This window comes from Mesorhizobium sp., assembly GCF_017306585.1.
Taxonomy (GTDB): domain Bacteria; phylum Pseudomonadota; class Alphaproteobacteria; order Rhizobiales; family Rhizobiaceae; genus Mesorhizobium.
Map to the genome: position 1 here is coordinate 22,944 of NZ_JAFKIC010000144.1, position 18,165 is coordinate 41,108.

An 18,165-nucleotide genomic window follows, 5' to 3' on the forward strand; every position below is an offset into this window, starting at 1 on the left:
AGCAGATTGTCGACAATCTAACAAGGCGCTATTTTGGATTTCTGCTGGTTGACCGGTCTTGCGCCCGTGAATGCCGGCGACGTCAGGCCGCGCGGCCATAGAAGCCGACGCGCTCCTCCTCGGTGAACATGACGCCTGGACGTTCGTAGTAGGAAAACACCGCGATCATGCGTTCGCGGTTGCCCTCGACCGTGGTGACCCGATGGGCCGTGTTCTTGCCGCGGAAAACATTCAGCGTGCCGGCCTTGATGCGCAGGATCTTCGCTTCGGGATCGCGCCCCTCGAGCAGCTTTGCCACGCCGTCATAGTTCGGGTCGCTCTCGGAGCGCAGGTCGGTGCGATACTCGAAGTCGCCGCCGATTTCGGGCGCCTGCAGCAAAAGCGTCGTGGTGAATTCCGAGCGGTCGAAATGCCAGTTGAGCGCCTCGCCGGCGCGATAGCCCATGACGTTGGCGCGGGCGAGGGGGTCCTGCATCACGTAGAGGTTGGGCTTGTCCATCGTCGCCGCGAGGAAGCGCACCAGCGGTTCGTATTCATAGATCGACAGCACGGTGCTGTCGGGGATCTGGTCCGCGCATACCGTGTGGCTTATCGTTTCGACCTTGCGCAGCGCCGGATGATCCGGCGCCAGTTCCGGGATCGACGGCTTGAAGTAGATGTTGTGCAGCCGTTTATGGATATGGGAGTTCGTGTCCATGACCGGCCGGATTTCGGTGACGGCCCGCTCGGCGACACCAGGGCGCAGGAACGCTTCCAGGTTGAACATGCCGTTCGCCGCGAGCGCGGCCTTGGATTCGTCCACGAGGCGATGCCATTCGGGGCTGCCTTCGCGGTCGATCGGATAGCGGTCGAGATCGAGAATGTCTTTCATGTCGTGTCCTCCAGGGTCGGGCACAGAAGACGGCAAAAAATTCTTTCTCTCAACGGGCAAAATAATTAGGATTGGCCAAGAAAAACTTGGGGAAGCTCGTATGGATCGGCTGCCGCCGCTGAATGCCATCAAGGCCTTCGAGGTCGCCGCGCGCACCGGCAGCTTCACCCTGGCCGCGAGTGAGCTTGGCGTCTCCTCGGCGGCGGTCAGCCAGCAGATACGCAACCTCGAAAGCTGGTTCGGCAAGCAGTTGTTCGTACGCACGGGCAACCGGATCACGCTGACCGATGCCGGCCATGCGATCTATCCGCAGACCGCGCGTGCGCTCGGCGACATCGCGGCCATCGGCCAGCGCATGCTCGAAGGCGGCTTGAGGACCCGACTTGTCGTCAGCGTGCCGTTCTCGCTTGCGGAGCTTTGGCTGGCGCCAAGGCTTGCCCTCCTGCTCGACAGTTTCCCGCACATGGCGATCGACGTTCGGGCAGAGGATGATCCGATCGATCTGATGCGCTGGAATGTCGATCTGCGCATCAGCTATGGCGACTATCATTATCCGGGCCTGCGGATGGTCCGCCTCGTCCATGACGAGGTCTTGCCGGTCTGCTCGCCCGACTTCTGGCGCCTGCACGGAAACGGCGATCCGGCGCTGGCGGGTCTGCACGAGAGCCAGTTCATCCACACCAACTGGGGTCCGAACTATGCCTCGCACCCGACCTGGACGGACTGGTTCGCGGCTTCGGGCGGCTCGCGCGCACCCGATCCCTCGCACGGCCGCCGCGTCGGCCTGTCCAGCCTGGCGATCGCCTCGGCGAGGCTGGGGCTGGGCATCGCGCTTGGCCAGCGAGTGATGGCCCAGGCCGATCTTGACGCAGGCCGGCTGATCGCGCCTTCCTCTTTATCCGTGCGGCTCGGGCACCCCTATTGCGCCTTCATGCCTGCGGCGAAGGCCGACCGAGCCGACGTGGCCGCCCTTGTCGACCTCTTGACGAAAACGGCGCCCGCGACCCGTGGAAGGGTCGGGGCGCCGCACTGAAACCGGTTCCGATGGGGGGTATCAGCTAGCCGGTTTCTGTTGGGGCAATGGGGAAATCGGCATTCCGGGCCCGATCTTCTGCAGATTGCCCGTGATCACCTGGTCGCCTTCCGAGACGCCGCTCAGAATGGCCACCAGATCGCCGCTGGTCGGTCCAAGCGAAACCAGCCGCTGGTCGACCGTATTGCCCTTGCCGACGACGTAGAGATATTTGCCGAGCTGGCTCGATCCCAGCGCCGTCTGCGGCACCATCAGCGCATCCGGCTGCTGCTTGATGTGCAGCCGCACGCGCACATACTGGCCAGGCAGCAGCGTGAACTTGCCGTTGCCGATTGTGGCGCGCGCCGTGATCGTGCCGGTCGAGTGGTCGACCGTGTTGTCCATGAAGGTGAGCTCGCCCTTCTGGCTGGCCCCGGTCTCACCCGGAAGCAGCACCTCGACCTCGATCGGGCCGTTGGCGCGGGCCTGCTCTATGTCGGCCAGATCCGTTTCGCTGGGGTTGAAGGTGACATAGATCGGGTCGAGCTGCACCAGCGTGTTGAGCACGGTGCCGGCGACACTGACCAGCGTTCCGACCGAGGCCTGGTTGCGGCCGAGCCGCCCGGTGAACGGGGCATGGATCTGGGAATAGCCCAGATTGAGTTCTGCGGTGCGCACCGCCGCCTGGTTCAACGCCAGCGACGCCTCGGCCTCGCGCAAAGTGCTGGTGCGCTGGTCGAAGCCGTCCTTGGCCAGATAGCCGCTCTTGGCGAGTTCGGTGCCGCGGCCGAGGTTGGAACGTGCATAGTCGAGCGTCGCCGTGTCGCGCTGTACCTGAGCCTTTGCCTGGTCGAGCGCGGCCTGGAAGTCGTCCGGCGAGATCTTGTAGAGAAGGTCGCCCTGGCGGACATCGGCGCCGTCCTGCGCCGTCTGTTCCTGCAGATAGCCGGGCACGCGCGCCTGCAGCGTGATGCTGCGGATCGGTTCGGTCCGTGCGGCGTAGTCGAGGTAGATCGGGATCGTCTTCTTGACGACGCTCGCCACCGGCACCGGCATGACGAACGCGGCAGGAGCCGGTGTCGCCGCCCCAGCCGTGGAGCCGCTCAGCCGAAGGTTGCCCATGTCGAGCAGGTGGACGCTCGCCACCGAGATCGCGCCCAGCGCGACAGCCGTACCCAAGGCGATTTTCCATTTACGCATGATCAGTCTCCAATCCTATTCAGCCGCCTGCGCCAGGGGAGGGAGGGCGGGTTCGGCTGTTGGTTCGATATGTTGGGAGGCGGGTTCGCCGCCTTGGCGGCGCTCCCGCAGCTGTTCGATGACCGCGTAGAAGACCGGCACGAACACCAGCGACAGGATGGTCGCGGCGACCATGCCGCCAAACACGGTGGTGCCGATCGACTGGCGGCTGGCGGCGCCGGCGCCGGTGGCGAACATCAGCGGCAGCACGCCGAGGATGAAGGCGAAAGCTGTCATCAGGATCGGCCGCAGTCTAAGCCGTGCGGCTTCCATCGCCGCCTCGATGATGCTGAGGCCTTCCTCGCGCCGCCGCCGTGCGAACTCGACGATCAGGATCGCATTCTTGGCCGCCAGGCCGATCAGCATCACGAAGCCGATCTGCGAGTAGACGTCGATCTGCATGCCGCGCGCCCAAAGTGCCGCGAACGCGCCGAACAGAGCGAGCGGCACCGCCAGCAGCACCATGAACGGCATGGCCCAGCTCTCATACTGCGCCGCCAGGATCAGGAAGACGAAGACGATGGCGAGCGCAAAGACCACCGAGGCGATCGACCCCGCCTTGAGTTCCTGGAAGGTGATGCCGGTCCATTCGAAGCCGAAATCCCTGGGCAGCGCGGTCGCCGCGGCCCGCTCCATCGCGGCAACGGCCTGGCCCGAGGAGAAGCCGGGCGCGGCGCCGCCATTGATGGTGGCCGAGGCGTTGTTGTTGTAGTGCGGCACGGTTTCCGGGCCGACGAACGGCACGAGCTTGCCCAGCGTCGAGAGCGGCACCATGCCGCCGGAAGCATTGCGCACATAAAGCCGCGAGATGTCGGCGGCCCCGGCACGAGCGTCCTTGTCGGCCTGGATGGTCACCCGGAAGGTGCGGCCGAACAGGTTGAAGTCGTTGACGTAGAGCGAGCCGAGATAGATCTGCAGCGTGTTGAAGACGTCGGGCAGGTTGAGCCCGAGCAGCTTCGCCTTGGCCCGGTCGAGGTCGTAGTTGAACTGCGGCGTCGAGGTCGAGAAGGGCGAGAACAATTGCTGCGGATTGATCTCGGGCTGCTTGCGCGCCTCGGCGATCACGGCTTGCGTGGCGTCGTTCAGCGCCGTGCTGCCGCGGCCGGTCAGATCCTCGACGACGAATTCGAAGCCGCCCGTCGTGCCGATGCCCGGGATGGACGGCGGATCGAACGAAAGCGCGAAGGCTTCCGGGATCTGCATCAGCTTGCCGCGCACGTCGGCGACGAGCTTCGAGGCGCTCTGGTCGGGCCCGCGCTCTTCCCATGGTTTGAGGATGGCGAATTCGACCGCGGAATTCGACTGCGCGGCGCTGGTCAGGAAGTTCAGGCCGCTGATCGAGCCGACGATGTCGACGCCGGGCGTCGCCTGCAGGATGTCGCGCGCCTTCTGGGCCACCGCGTCGGTGCGCTCCAGCGAGGCGCCGTCGGGCAACTGGATGACGACAAAGAAATAACCCTGGTCCTCGACGGGGAGGAAGGTCGAGGGCAGCTTCTGCCAGACGAAATAGGTGGCGACCAGCCCGGCCGCGAACAGGCCGAGCATGATCCACCGCAGGCGGATGAGGAAGCGCACGCCATGGGCGTAGGCATGCGACAGCTTGTCGAACCCCGTGTTGAACCAGCGGAACAGCACGAACTGCTCGCCATGGCGATGGCGCAGGAAGGCGGCGCTCAGCGCCGGGCTCAGCGTCAGCGAGTTGAAGGCCGAGATGCCGACCGAGATCGCCACCGTCAGCGCGAACTGATTGTAGAGCCGCCCCGACACGCCGGGAATGAAGGCGACCGGTATGAACACCGCCATCAGCACGGCGGTCGTGGCGATGATCGGGCCGGTGACCTCCGCCATGGCCGCCTTGGTAGCAGCCAATGGTTTCAGCCCGGCTTCGAGCTGTCGCTCGACATTCTCGACCACCACGATCGCGTCGTCGACGACGAGGCCGATCGCCAGCACCATGCCGAGCAGGGACAGCATGTTGAGGGAGAAACCCATCATCTCCATGACGACGAGCGTCGCCACCAGCGACACCGGAATGGCGATGGTCGGGATGATGGTCGTGCGCCAGCTCTGCAGGAAGATGAACACCACCGCCACGACCAGCACCAGCGCTTCGCCGAGCGTGATCAGCACGTCGTGCATCGACGCCGAAACGAAACGCGTCGTGTCATAGTGCATGGCGTAGGACACGCCCTTGGGGAAGCGCGTCGACAGTTCCTGCATCTTGTCCTTGACGCGCTGCTGGAGGTCGAGCGCGTTGGACCCGGGCATCTGGTAGACGGCCAGCACCACGGTCGGGTCCTTGCCGAAGAAGGCGGAGGAGGAATATTGCAGTGCGCCGAGCTCGATGCGCGCGACGTCGCGCAACTTGACCAGCGAACCGGTCGCCGTGTTGGCGCGTACGACGATGTCGCCGAATTCCTTCGGGTCGCTCAGGCGGCCGACGGCATTGACCTGCATTTCGAAGGCGGTGCCGGCGGGGGCCGGCGACTGGCCGATCTTGCCGGCCGCCACCTGGACGTTCTGTTCGGCGATGGCGTTCTGGACATCGACGGCGGTGATGCCGAGATTGGCGAGCTTGTCCGGATCGAGCCAGACGCGCATCGAATAGCGGCGCTCGCCGAAGATCTGCACGTCGCCGACGCCCTGCAGTCGCTTCAGCGGGTCAACGACCTGCAGATAGGCAAGGTTCGAAAGCGCCACCGGATCGACGGAATTGTCGGGCGAGGTGAGGTTGACGATCAGGACGAAGTTCGGATTCTGCTTCTTGATCGTCACCCCGCCCTGGTTGACGATCGCCGGCAGCGAGGATGCCGCCTGGCTGACGCGGTTCTGCACGTCGACGGCGGCGGTACTCAGGGAATAGCCTACATCGAAGGTGATGGTGATGGTCGAGGAGCCGTCATTGGAGCTCGTCGACGACATGTAGGTCATGCCCTGCACGCCGTTGATCTGCTGTTCCAGCGGCGTCGTCACCGTGTCCGCCACCACTTGCGCGCTGGCGCCTGGATAGTGGGCGCTGACCACGACCTGGGGCGGCGTGATGTCGGGGAATTGCGAGACCGGCAGCAGGAAATAACAAATCGTCCCGGCGAGCACCATGATGATGGCGATCGCCGAGGCGAAGATCGGACGGTGGATGAAGAAGTTTACCACGACACGCATGCCTCGCCGGCTGCTCTTGCCCGCCCGAAGGCGCTGGCAACCTTGGACAACTGGCCGTGCCCGTCAGGCGATTGCTCGCCTGAACGAAGCAGCGGCACCTCGCGACGCTCCTCGGCAAGCGAGCGAAGCATTTTCTCGAAGGCGCGGGGGTCGACCCCATCTGCTTTCATGACCAGCCGGATCATCGGATCCCGGACGGCCTCATCTATGGTAAGATCGCGGCGCTGTGGCATTGGCCGGCTCCTTGTCTGTCGATTCGCAGCCCTTGCTCGCGAACCGTTTTCATCTCTTCACCGGCCGAGGCCGCATGATTGGCAGTTTTCTCACCCGTCTCGATCTGGCAGGACCAGTTCACGGCCTTGTTATTGACGACGGATGATATAGGTGTTACCAGTAAGTAACATTCTGGAAGTTACAGACCGGTAACACCCTAGTCAAGAGGTGGCCGAGGGTTTTTTGGAAACGAAAGGAGATCATGATGACAGACGGCGTCGTGGAGCGCTCTCGTCCCCGGGATCGGATCCTGGAGACAGCGCGCGACATGTTCCACAAGCACGGCATCAAGGGTGTCGGCGTCGATGCCATCACCGAAGCCGCCGGCACGAACAAGATGACGCTCTATCGTCACTTCGAATCCAAGGACGATCTCATCGTCGAGTGCCTGCGCGCCAATGCCGCCAAGGCCGGCGCGATGTGGGACACCTTCGAAGCTGAATTCCCCGGCGACAAGCTCGCGCAGCTTCATGCCTGGGTTCGCAAGGCGGCCGCCATGCTCAACACGGACGGCCGCGGCTGCGACATGGCCAACGCCGCCGCTGAACTGACCGAACCCGACCATCCGGCAAGGCGCGTGATCAAGGAACTCAAGGAAGCCCAGCGCGAGCGGCTGGTGGGTTTGTGCCGGGATGCCGGCATCGGCCAGGCCGAGCTTCTTGCCGACACGCTGTCGCTGCTGTTCGAGGGCGCGCGCGTCAGCGTGCAGACCGTGGGCGCCGAAGGCCCCAGCACGCAGTTCGTGCGCATGGCCGAGGGTTTGATCGTCTCCTTCCGCGGCAGCGCGGCTGGTTAAATCTGCCCGCTTCTATCTGCGCGGCCCATCTGAGGTAACGTCCAGCGCGCCATTTTCGGCGTGCCGCGAATATCGCCATTCCCGAGGCTGAACGAAAAAAGCCCGCTGCCGGGAGGAGGTGGCAGCGGGCTCGATTTCGAATGTGGCGCGGGAGGAGGTGCACCCCATTCAGGGCCGGCATCGCATCTGGGAGGAGTAGATGGCCGACACCCAGAAGCTACGGGTTGCCCAATGATTCGGCAACGATGAATTGTGCATGGCAGCTGTGCAGATTTGCCGTGTCGCCGTGAAAACCCGCGAAATACCGCCTCACTGGACCGGCACGTTTTCCCTGAAGATCAGGCGCGGCTCGATGAACTTGCGCGTCAGATAGGGCGCCGATGAGGCGATCGAGCCGAGCAACTGGATGACCGACTGCTCGGCGATCAGCCTGGCGTTCTGGTCGATGACGACATCGGCAAGGTCATCGACGAGATAGCCGCGCGTTTCCCTGGTCAGGTCATGGCAGATGAAGACCGGCTTGCGGTTGGGCCTGGCTTCCCGGATCGCCCTGGCGACGCCGGAGCGCCCGGCGCCGACGCAGTAGATGCCGAGCAGTTCCGGCTCGTTGCGCAGAGCCTTCATGGTTTCGGCATAGCTGGCATCGGGCTCGTCATTGATCTCGACGGCGCTGCTGACGGTGAGGTTGGGAAACTCCTCGCCGAGCACGGAGCGAAAGCCCATCTCGCGCTCCTCATGGCCGCGATAGGAGCGGGAGCCGACGACCATCGCCAGGCGGCCTTCGCGTCCGCCGAGGAAGCGCCCCATCAACAGCGCCGCCGTCCGTCCCGCCACCCGGTTGTCTATGCCGACATAGGCCGAGCGCGGCGCGGCCGGAATGTCCGACACCAGCGTCACCAGGCGGATGCCGGCGTCGACGATGTCGCGCAGGATGTTGCGTGTCCTGGGATGATCGACGGCGATGACGCCGACGCCGTTGGCCCGCAGCGACAGTTTTTCAACCGCCATCTGCAGCGCGTTCGGCGAGATGCCCGCCAGATTGTGAATCCGGCAGGAGGCCACCAGCGGCAGGCGCGAAGCATAGTCCTCGATATGCTTGGCGAGGTCGTGCATGAAGACATTGCGACCGATAGGCAGGAAGAATTCGAGGTTTGCCGGCTTGGAGGGAAGCGTCACCTGGTCGGCGACCGGCAGATAGCCGAGCTGCTTGGCGGCTTCCAGCACCCGCTGCCGGTTGGCGGCGCTCGCGCCCGGCCGGTTGTTGAGCACCCTGTCGACCGTCGCGGTCGACAGTCCGCAATTCCTGGCGATATCAGAGACCGTGGCCTTCATGCCGCGACCCTATCCGTCGATGCGACGCCACGCCACGGAACTGATGTGATCCGGGTGACGGCTGATCGAAACCCGTCATCGCAATCGGCATCAGCTTGCGTCGACAAGATGGATTCCGTCCGTGTTCAATGGGCCGGCTTGCCGTCGGCGACCGCGTCGCGGATTTCCTTGTCCGACATGCCGGTGATGATGCGTTCGACTTCCGACACGGTGGTCTTCTTGGGATCGATGTCGTCGGCGACCACCTTGCCCCGGCGCATGACGACGATGCGGTCGACCACCTGGAAGACGTGATGGATGTTGTGGGCGATGAAGATGCAGGAATGGCCGGAATCGCGGGCGTTGCGCACGAAACTCAGCACCCCTTGTGTCTCGGCGACACCGAGATTGTTGGTCGGCTCGTCGAGGATGATGAGGTCGCTGTCGAAATGCATGGCGCGTGCGATCGCCACCGCCTGCCGCTCGCCGCCCGACAGCGAGCCGATCGGCGTCGTCGGCGGGATGTTCTTCGAGATGCCGACCTCTTTCAGCAGATCACGGGCAACCGTGTTCATCGCTTCCTGATCCATGCGGTTGAGGAAGCGCGGCGGCTTGATCGGCTCGCGCCCGAGAAACAGATTGCGGGCGATCGACAATTGCGTGACCAGCGCGGAGTCCTGATAGATCGTCTCGATGCCGTGCGCGATGGCGTCGCTGGTCGAGCGCAGCGTCACCTTCTTGCCGCGGATGAAGATGTCGCCGTTGGTCAGCGGCACGGCGCCCGAGAGAACCTTGATCAGCGTCGACTTGCCGGCGCCGTTGTCGCCGAGCAGGCCGACGATTTCCTTCTCGTTGACATGGAAATTTGCGTCCACCAGCGCCTGCACGCGCCCGTAGGACTTGCGGATGTTCTGCATGCGGATCAATGGCTCGGCCATGGTTCAAGTCCCTGCCTGGTGCCGGCGTTCCAGCCATGAATGCAAGGCCATCATGCCAAGGATGATGGCGCCGATGAAGATGTTGTAGGCCAGTCCCGGCACGCCGATCAGCACGATGCCGTTGCGCATCACGCGCAGGATCAGGATGCCGAGCACGGTGCCGATGATGGTGCCGCGCCCGCCGGTCAGCGCCGTGCCGCCGATGACCACCATGGCGATGACCTCGAGCTCGTAGCCCGTGCCGCTGTTGGGGTTGGCGGCGGACGTACGCAGCGAGGAGATGACGCCGGCAAGCGAAGCCATCACCGAAGACAGGACGAACAGGCCGATCTTGACGCGGCTGACATTGACGCCGCGGGCGCGCGCGGCGAGCGGATTGCCGCCGGCCGCCTGGATCCAGTTGCCGGTGCGGCTCTGCGTCAGCACATAGCCGAGCACGATCGCCGCGCCGATGAACCAGAACAGCGAGGCATAGACGCGGAACGGTCCGATGTAGAAATCGCCGACCAAAAGGTTCGCCAGCCAGCTGCCTTCCGCGCTCCATGTGCGCTGCGGAAAGCCGTCGGTGATGAACAGGGCGCTGCCGCGCACCACGAGCAGCATGCCGAGTGTGACCAGGAAGGATGGAATCTTGAGCTGGGTGACAAACCAGCCATTGACCAGTCCGATGATCGCCGCGACCACCAGCGCGACAAGCAGGCCCACCTCCAGCGAGGTGACGCCGGCGTTGAAAAGCGTCCACATCAGCACCGGCGAGAAGCCGAACAGCGAACCGACCGAGAGGTCGAATTCACCCGATGTCATCAAAAGCGTCATCGCCAGCGCGATCAGCCCGAGCTCGACGGTGAAGGCGAGGATGTTGGAGATGTTCTGCGGCGACAGAAAATCGGGGTTGATGCCCCAGAAGACGGCGAGCTCGATGATGAGCAGCACCAGCGGACCGAATTCCGGCCGGCCGATCAGGCGTTGGATGAGCGAACGGTTTTCCATTGAACCCGCGACATGGTTGGAGCAGGCCACGATCTCCACCGCATCGGCGGACTGGTCGCGGCGCAAGAAAATGTCTGGCGCCGCGCGACAATGCGCGGCGCCAGGGATCGCGGATTATTTGCCGGACAGGATCTTGTCGTAGATGCCGGCGGTGTCCTTCTCATAGAGCGCGCCGGTGATGACGTTGAAGCCCGGAGGGATGCCGCTGGCCGCCATGTTGGCGAGCGACAGCGCCACATAGCTGGTCGCCTGCGGGTCCTGCCACTGGCCGGCATTGACGTAGCCGTTCAGCACTTCCTGCGTGGTGTCGAGCGAGTTGCCCCAGCCGACGACAGGGATTTCGCCCGGCTTGACGCCGACCTGGTCGAACACGCGCTTGATCGAACCGGTGACGAGATCGCCGAGCCCGATGATGGCGTTGACCTTGCCCTTATGGGCGGTGAGGTAGTCGACCATACGGTTGATCACTTCGGCCTGGTCGAGCGTCGCTTCGGTAACCTCATAGGTGATGCCGAGCGGGCCGAAGACGCTCTTGATGCCTTCTTCTTCCTGCACGCCATAGGTGGCGCCGGGAATCTCGACCGGCATCCAGACGAAGTCGCCCTTCTTCACCAGACCCTTGTCGACCAGATACTGCGCCCAGTGCTTGCCGAAGGTGACATTGTCGCCGCCGACATAGGCGTTGAAATTGGCCTTGGGATCGGGCGTGTTGAAGTTGATGATCGGGATGTTGGCCGCGCGGGCTTCCTTGACGATCTCGACCAGGCTGCCCGGATCGGGGCTGGTGGTGACGATGCCGTCGGCCTTGGCCGAGATGGCCGCGCGGACAGCCTCCTGCTGCGAGGCGACGTCGCCATTGTGGAAAGAGGTGTTGACGGTGTTGCCGGTGTCCTTGGCCCATTGCTTGGCGCCAGCCAGGAAATAGGTCCAGACCGGGTCGGCCGGCCCGCCATGCGAAACCCAGTAGAAGGTCTTGGCCTGCGCCGCCGCCGGAATGACGGTCAGCGCGACCAGCAGGCCGTAGAGTACAAGTCTCAGTCTTGTCAGCATTTGATTTCCTCCCGGTTGAAAGATGATCCGTCCCTTGTTCCGGCCTCCGCCGGATTGCGTCTTTTGCCAGCGCCGCTCGGATGCCCAAGAGCATTCCCTTTTTCGACGGATGGCAAGCCTCCATATGCAGATGTAGTTGGCGCCCGATGCAGCGCCATCAGTGGGTCCATCAGATTGCATCAGTTGCGGTGATTTTCCGGGCAGCCGGATGATGGGCTTCGAGGCTCAGCCGACAGGATTGTCTCCGGTGCGCGCGCCGTCCCGGTTGCGCCACCACCGGCCCAGCCGGTCGACCGCCAGGGCAAGCACCAGCAGCGCGCCTGTCGCGAAGCTGTTCCAGACGGGATCCACGCCGAACAGGGCCATGGCGCTCAGGATCAGCTGAAGGATCAGCATTCCGATCGCAGCGCCGACAACGCTGCCACGGCCACCCGAAAGAGCAGTACCGCCGATGATGGCGGCGGCGATCGCCAGCAGCGTGAACGTGCTGCCATCCCCGGGAGCGATCGTGCCGTGAGCGCCGACATGGATGACGCCGGCAAGTCCCGCCATCGCGCCCATCAGCATCAACGTCAGCAGCCTTACCGTGCCCGTAGGGATGCCGGCATAGTCGGCGGCCTGTGGGTTGCTGCCCACGGCCTGGACCCGGTAGCCGAAGCGGGTGCGGTGAAGCACGACATGCATGACCAGCGCCAGCGCGACGAAGACGATGGCGACTACCGGCACAATGACAAATGCTTTGCCCGACAGACCCGCAAAGAAGTTTCCATCCGCCTTGGGCGGCACGACTGCCTGGCCCTTGCCGGCAACCAGCGACAGACCCTGGATCATCCACCACGTACCGAGTGTTACCACCAGGGCCGGAAGGCGCAGCGTGATCGCCAGCAGGCCATTGATGAGGCCAAGGCAGGCTCCGGCCGCCACGCCGGCCAGCGCGGCGGGCCATGGGTCCATTCCGTCGACCATCAGCAGCGCCGCGAAGGTCGCCGAAAGATGGAAGGCCGCACCTGCCGAAAGGTCGATCTGGCGGGCAGCAAGCACGAACACCATGCCGATCGCCAGCAGGCCGGGCAGGGCGGCCTGCCCGAGCATCGAAAGCAGATTGGCTGGTTCGAGGAAGGAGGGGCTCAGCCAGCCAAGCATCGCCACCAGTATGGCGAGCGCGATCACGGCGCCGGTCTCCGCCGGCAGCCGGATACGGTGCCCGGTTTGATGGCTCGCCGACCCGGCAAGCGAAGGTGCGGCATCGGTCTTGGTCATGCCGCGCTCTCCCGGCTGGCCTGGCGTTCATCGCCGGCGGTCTTTCCCGCCGCGAGCAGCTTCTGCAGCTTGCCTGCGTCCATGTGCTCTCCGGCCATTTCACCGGCCAGCCTGCCCTGGTGGAAAGCAAGAATCCGATCGCAAAGTCCTGTCAGTTCGGACAGCTCGCTTGAATGCAGGATGACGATGCAGCCACTGGCCGCCATCTGGCGGATCAAGGCGTAGATCTCCTGCTTGCTGCCGATGTCGACGCCACGGGCCGGCTCGTCGAGCAGCATCACTTGCGGGCCGATTTCCAGCCATTTGCCGATGGCGACCTTCTGCTGACCACCGGCCGAAAGCGAGCCCGCGGGCATCTCCGGCGTGCTCCTGATGCGCAGCGCCTCGATCTGCCGCGCGGCGCGGTCGATCGCCGATCTCTGCGAATACCAGCGCGGGCCCCAGCTGCGCGCGCCGACGACGACGTTGGCCATGTTGAAGGCGATGGACTTTTCCGGCATCAGCCCGTTGCCGCGATCGCCCGATATCATGCAGATGTTGCGCTGGGCCGCTTCCACCCGCGCCCTCGGCAAGCCGTCTCCGTCGGGAAAACGCACCTTGCCCTGGCGCGGTTTTTTCAGCCCGAACAGCAGGGCAAGCAGATCCTGCGCTCCGGCGCCGGCAATACCAAGAATTTCGCCCGCACGGGCGATGAAGCTGGCACCGGAAAGCTGGCCGCCGCCGAGCCCATCAATGGTGATCTGCGGCCGCAACGTGCCTGCATGCTGCGACAAGGCCCGCAGCGGCAGCGGGAACAGCGACTGGCGCAACTGCCCGATCATCGCTTCCTCGGAGGCCGTCAGGTCCTGCCGCGCCTTGGTCAGCACGTCGCGGCCGTTGCGCATCACTGTCAACTGGTCGGCAATGGCGAGCGCATCCTGCAGCCGGTTCGAAGCGTAGAGCACGCTCATCCCCCTGGCCCTCAGCCCCCGCAGGGCCAAGGACAGCCGCTCGTTCTGCTGCTGGTCGAGTCCTGAATTAGGGTCGTCGAGGATGAGTAGTCTCGGGCTTTCCAGCAGCGCGCGGGCGATCGCGACAAGCTGCCGGTCGCCCGGCCCGAGCTCGCCGAGAGGAGCATGGACATTGGCGGCGAGACCAAGCTGCCGAAGCAGGTCACGGCTGCGCGCCTCCATCTCGCGCCGGGAGATCAGCCCGTTATGAACCGGTTCACGGTTGACGAACAGATTGGCGAGGACCGGTCGCTCAGGAAACTGCCCGGGCTGCTGCAGGACCACGCTGATGCCCAGTTTTCGCGCGGCGCTAGGGCTGTCGATGATCGCTTTCTTGCCGTCGAACTCGATGGTGGCGCCGTCTGGCCGCACGATTCCCGCCAGCACCTTGACCAGCGTCGATTTGCCGGCGCCACTTTCGCCGACCAAGGCGTGGATCGAGCCACGCTCGACCATGAGGTTCATGTCTTCGAGCACAACCGTGCCGCCAAAGCGCTTGGCGACCGTGCGCACGAACAATATCGGCGAATCGGACATCGCAACGGCCCCCCGACCGCGCTGCGATCTTGAAGCGGATTGCGTCCGCAGTCACCCGGATTCCACATAAAATTGTGTTGATGGCGGCCTTCGGCGCAAAGGCAGCTTCAAGGGATCACTGGAGCAGGCCAGCCCTGGCGAGGTCGCGCATCAGATGGCTGGCGCCGTAGGTCCAGTGCGGGCAATCCGGCGACAGCCGTACCCTGTTGACCAGCGCGCCGAACTTTTCCGACGAGATGATGACGATGTCGCCGACCTTGTGCGTAAAACCCTTGCCCTTTTCGCCGCGATCCTTGGACGGCACGAACATGGTGCCGAGATAGAGCGCCAGCCCGTCCGGATACTGATGATGCGGCCCCATGGCGGCGGCGACCAGTTCTTCCGGCGAGCGGCTGATCTCGGCCATCGAGCTTGCGCCCTCGAGCGAGAACCCGTCATCGCCCTCGACTTTCAGCCGCACGACGGCCTGCTTTACGTCGTCGATCGAGAACGTGTCGTCGAACAGGCGGATGAAAGGCCCGAGCGATGCCGAGGCGTTGTTGTCCTTGGCCTTGCCGAGCAACAGCGCCGAACGCCCTTCGACGTCGCGCAGATTGACGTCGTTGCCGATGGTGGCGCCGACGATATTGCCGGTGCTGGCGGCGATCATGGCGATTTCGGGTTCCGGATTGTTCCAGGTCGACACGGGGTGCAGGCCGACATCGGCGCCGAAGCCGACCGACGCCATCGGCTGGCACTTGGTGAAGATCTCGGCATCCGGGCCGATGCCCACTTCCAGATATTGCGACCAGGCGCCGCGTGAAATCAGCTTGGCCTTGATTTCCATGGCTTCCGGCGAACCTGGCTTGAGTTTGGACAGGTCATGGCCGATCAGCCCGGCAATGTCGGCGCGGATGGCATCGGCCTTTTCCGCCGAGCCGCGCGCCTGCTCCTCGATCACCCGCTCGAGCAGGCTGACGACAAAGGTCACGCCCGACGCCTTGACCGCCTGCAGGTCGACCGGCGAGAGCAGATAAGGCTTCGCCGGATCGCGCTTGGCTTCGAAACTGTTGGCGGCGATGTCGTCGAGCGAACCGATCGGCTTGCCCCTGGCCGCGCGCGCATGTCCGGCCGGATCCTTCATCTCGCAGAGGTCGCGCACGGTCGGTGCCGCGCTCGACGTGATGTCGAAGACGGTGCCGTCGCGGACCGTGACCACCAGGGGATGCGAGGCCTCGCCGCTTCTGGCGCGCCCGACAAACAGGCCTTCGGCGGGCAGATGCGTCGGGTTGGTCATGTCTGAGATCCTCTGGTCAGCGAGATGCGGTTGCCGGTTCGGCGCGGCACTTTCACCGGATTCCGATGAAACGTCTATCCCGCGATCCCAAGTGTTGTCTTCCGGCTCGTCTGTGGCCCACCAACAAGCCTCAAGGGAAGGCTTTCAAAGGTGTGAAATCCCGGACATGATTTTCATGCGGCTTGGCCGGATGCTGTCTCAGCAGCCATTGAGGACACGGCGCCGCTCAAAACCAGTCCCAACAGCGGGATTCCGCTTGACAGTTTCACGAATATGAAAAAATCTCAGCCAATTTCAAAATTCTGGCAGGCTGGTCGATGTCGACCCTGATCGCAGCACAAGCGCCCGAAGCCCGGTCTTCATCGGGCTTCCGGTTTGTCATGCTGTTGCCGGGCGCGCTGGTCACCTTCCTGCTGATCCTGTTCGCCCTTGGCCTGGTGCTCTTTCTCGCCTTCCGCGCCAACGACGGCTCGCTGCTCGGCGCCGGTTTCAGCCTGGCGAATTTCCTCACCGTCGTGTCCGACCCGCTCTACTGGACAGTGACGCTGCGCTCACTGATCATCGCCGGCCTGGTCACGCTGGCCACGGTCGTCACCGCCTATCCCGTCGCCTACTACCTGGCCTTCCACGCCGGGCGGCGGCGCGGGCTGCTGCTGTTCCTGGTGACGCTGCCGTTCTGGACCAGCTATCTCCTGCGCGTTTTCGCCTGGAAAATCGTCCTCGCCTATAATGGCGTACTGAATTCGGCCCTGATCGAAAGCGGCATCTGGTCGGAGCCGACGCTGGCCTTCCTCAACACGCCGGCGGCGGTGGTTGTGACACTCGCCCACGCCTACGCGCCCTTCGCCATCCTGCCGATCTATGTGGCGCTGGACACGATCCCGAAATCGCTGCTGGAGGCCGCATCCGATCTCGGCGCGCGTCCGTTCACCGCGTTCCGTCGTGTCGTGCTGCCCAATTCGATGCCGGGCGTTCTTGCAGCCGCCCTCGTCGTGTTCGTGCCGACCGTCGGCGACTACGTAACCCCGGCCATGGTCGGCGGCCCGGCCAGCACCATGATCGGCACGCTGATCCAGTCGCAGTTCGGCAAGGCCAATGACTGGCCGTTCGGGGCTGCGCTTTCGGTCTGCGTCATGCTGGTCATCCTTCTGGTGGTGCTGGTCGCGCGCGGCGCCGACCGCCGGTTTGGCAGCCGCACATGAAAGCCGAGCGCGCCGGCATGAACAGGGATGGAAGCTGGCTCGGCCTCTACGTGCTTGGCTATCTGGTCTTCCTTTATCTTCCCGTTCTGTTGATCCCACTGTTTTCCTTCAACGATTCCATCCAGGCGGCGTTTCCGCTGCAGGGCTTCACGCTGCAATGGTACGCCACGCTCTATGGCAATCCGGCGCTGTCGGGCGCGCTTGCCAACAGTCTCGTCATCGGCATCATCGCGGCGTCAGGCGCTACGCTGTGCGGCATCACCGTCTCCTATATGGACCTCTATGGGCGCTCGCCGCTGGCCACCGCCATCAGCACCATCGCGCGGCTGCCGATCCTCATTCCGGGCGTCATCGTCGGCATATCCCTTTTGATCCTGGTCAATCTCGTCGGGCTCGGTCCGTCGCGCGTCGCCATCGTGTTCGGACATATACTGGTGGCGCTGCCGACCACCGTGGTCGTGATGCGAAGCCGCTTCGCCGCCATTCCCAGAACGGTGCGCGAGGCGGCGCTCGATCTCGGCGCCTCCGACTGGACGACGTTCCGGCGTGTCATGCTGCCGCTCAGCCTGCCGGCCGTGCTGTCGGCCTTCATGCTCGCCTTCCTGATTTCCTTCGACGAGTTCATCGTCGTCTTCTTCCTCGCCGGCACCGAGCCGACGCTGCCGCTCTACATCTGGAGTCAGCTGCGCTTTCCCCGCTCGCTGCCGACCGTCATGGCCCTGGGGACGGTAATCCTGGCCGTGTCCTTCATCATCGCCGGCTCCGCCGAGATCCTGCGTCATCGCGGGCTCGGCGCCGCGCGCCGCGTTTCAGCCTGAACCACAACAAAGAAAGAGGAGAACCGAAATGACATTGCATCTGAAATCGCTCACCGGGAAAGGGGCCCGGGCCGGGCTCGCCGCGCTGGCGCTCGCGCTGTCGTCGACCGTGGCGCTTGCGGCTGAAAAGCTGCAGTATTTCACCTGGTCGGGCTACGAACTGCCGGACTTCAACAAGAGTTTCCTCGCAGCTCACCCCGATGGCGTCGAGGCCTCGATCTTCGGTGATGACGACGACGCCTTCACCAAGGTCAAGGCCGGCTTCCGCCCCGATATCGCGCATCCCTGCTACGACAAGGTGGCGCGCTGGAACAAGGAAGGCCTGCTGCAGCCGATCGACACCAAGCGCATCAAGAACTGGGATTCGATCTTCCCGGTGTTCAAGAACCTGCCCGACCTGCAGGCCGGCGACGGCAAGGTCTGGATGGTGCCGTGGGACTG

At 64.2% G+C, this 18,165-nt stretch carries 15 protein-coding genes and 1 pseudogene; 5 read left to right on the forward strand and 11 right to left on the reverse strand.

Going from position 1 to position 18,165, the window contains the following annotated elements:
• Positions 1–82 precede the first annotated feature (82 nt).
• The gene (locus J0I79_RS15540; protein ID WP_292860167.1) at positions 83–871 is read right to left on the reverse strand and encodes a 2OG-Fe(II) oxygenase; all 789 of its coding nucleotides are present in this window, start codon (positions 869–871) and stop codon (positions 83–85) included.
• 100 nt (positions 872–971) lie between these two features.
• Here J0I79_RS15540 and J0I79_RS15545 point away from each other — a divergent pair, with 100 nt between their 5' ends.
• Positions 972–1,904, forward strand: a complete 933-nt coding sequence (locus J0I79_RS15545; protein ID WP_292860170.1) for a LysR substrate-binding domain-containing protein — start codon at positions 972–974, stop codon at positions 1,902–1,904.
• A 21-nt stretch (positions 1,905–1,925) separates the two neighbouring features.
• Here J0I79_RS15545 and J0I79_RS15550 read toward each other — a convergent pair whose 3' ends face one another.
• From J0I79_RS15550 to J0I79_RS15560, 3 genes are read right to left on the reverse strand one after another with little or no spacing between them, the layout of a single operon-like run.
• Positions 1,926–3,083 carry an efflux RND transporter periplasmic adaptor subunit gene (locus tag J0I79_RS15550; protein ID WP_292860173.1) on the reverse strand — a complete coding sequence of 386 codons (1,158 nt, stop codon included), beginning with the start codon at positions 3,081–3,083 and terminating at the stop codon, positions 1,926–1,928.
• 15 nt (positions 3,084–3,098) lie between these two features.
• Positions 3,099–6,284 (reverse strand): multidrug efflux RND transporter permease subunit, encoded by a 3,186-nt coding sequence (locus tag J0I79_RS15555; protein WP_292860176.1) that lies wholly within the window; start codon positions 6,282–6,284, stop codon positions 3,099–3,101.
• A complete protein-coding gene (locus tag J0I79_RS15560) occupies positions 6,269–6,517 on the reverse strand; it encodes a hypothetical protein (protein ID WP_292860179.1) in 249 nt (82 codons plus the stop codon). Before J0I79_RS15560 ends, J0I79_RS15555 begins: the two co-directional genes overlap by 16 nt.
• Before the next feature lie 245 nt (positions 6,518–6,762).
• Between J0I79_RS15560 and J0I79_RS15565 the strand changes: the two genes are divergently transcribed.
• The gene (locus J0I79_RS15565; protein ID WP_292860182.1) at positions 6,763–7,353 is read left to right on the forward strand and encodes a TetR/AcrR family transcriptional regulator; all 591 of its coding nucleotides are present in this window, start codon (positions 6,763–6,765) and stop codon (positions 7,351–7,353) included.
• A gap of 309 nt (positions 7,354–7,662) precedes the next feature.
• On the opposite strand, the gene J0I79_RS15570 is transcribed toward J0I79_RS15565, so the two are convergent.
• From J0I79_RS15570 to J0I79_RS15600, 7 genes are all read right to left on the reverse strand, one after another.
• Complete coding sequence (locus J0I79_RS15570; protein ID WP_292860185.1) at positions 7,663–8,685, reverse strand: LacI family DNA-binding transcriptional regulator; 1,023 nt, start codon at positions 8,683–8,685, stop codon at positions 7,663–7,665.
• A gap of 125 nt (positions 8,686–8,810) precedes the next feature.
• Entirely contained in the window at positions 8,811–9,602 is a 792-nt protein-coding gene (locus J0I79_RS15575; RefSeq protein ID WP_292860188.1) for an ATP-binding cassette domain-containing protein, read from the reverse strand.
• A gap of 3 nt (positions 9,603–9,605) precedes the next feature.
• Entirely contained in the window at positions 9,606–10,592 is a 987-nt protein-coding gene (locus tag J0I79_RS15580) for an ABC transporter permease (RefSeq protein WP_292860211.1), read from the reverse strand.
• A 114-nt stretch (positions 10,593–10,706) separates the two neighbouring features.
• The gene (locus tag J0I79_RS15585; RefSeq protein WP_292860191.1) at positions 10,707–11,642 is read right to left on the reverse strand and encodes a substrate-binding domain-containing protein; all 936 of its coding nucleotides are present in this window, start codon (positions 11,640–11,642) and stop codon (positions 10,707–10,709) included.
• Between the two features lie 225 nt (positions 11,643–11,867).
• Positions 11,868–12,902 carry an ABC transporter permease gene (locus J0I79_RS15590; RefSeq protein ID WP_292860194.1) on the reverse strand — a complete coding sequence of 345 codons (1,035 nt, stop codon included), beginning with the start codon at positions 12,900–12,902 and terminating at the stop codon, positions 11,868–11,870.
• Entirely contained in the window at positions 12,899–14,428 is a 1,530-nt protein-coding gene (locus tag J0I79_RS15595) for a sugar ABC transporter ATP-binding protein (protein ID WP_292860197.1), read from the reverse strand. Before J0I79_RS15595 ends, J0I79_RS15590 begins: the two co-directional genes overlap by 4 nt.
• Before the next feature lie 115 nt (positions 14,429–14,543).
• Positions 14,544–15,704 (reverse strand): fumarylacetoacetate hydrolase family protein, encoded by a 1,161-nt coding sequence (locus J0I79_RS15600; protein WP_292860200.1) that lies wholly within the window; start codon positions 15,702–15,704, stop codon positions 14,544–14,546.
• 317 nt (positions 15,705–16,021) lie between these two features.
• On the opposite strand from J0I79_RS15600, the gene J0I79_RS15605 reads away from it, so the two are divergent.
• The 3 genes and pseudogenes from J0I79_RS15605 to J0I79_RS15615 all read left to right on the forward strand — a co-directional run.
• A complete protein-coding gene (locus J0I79_RS15605; protein ID WP_292860203.1) occupies positions 16,022–16,906 on the forward strand; it encodes an ABC transporter permease in 885 nt (294 codons plus the stop codon).
• Positions 16,903–17,724, forward strand: coding sequence for an ABC transporter permease (locus J0I79_RS15610; protein ID WP_292860206.1), 822 nt, complete (start codon positions 16,903–16,905; stop codon positions 17,722–17,724). The genes J0I79_RS15605 and J0I79_RS15610 overlap by 4 nt, the downstream gene beginning before the upstream one ends.
• 28 nt (positions 17,725–17,752) lie before the next feature.
• Positions 17,753–18,165: pseudogene (locus J0I79_RS15615) on the forward strand (spermidine/putrescine ABC transporter); the annotation flags it as partial.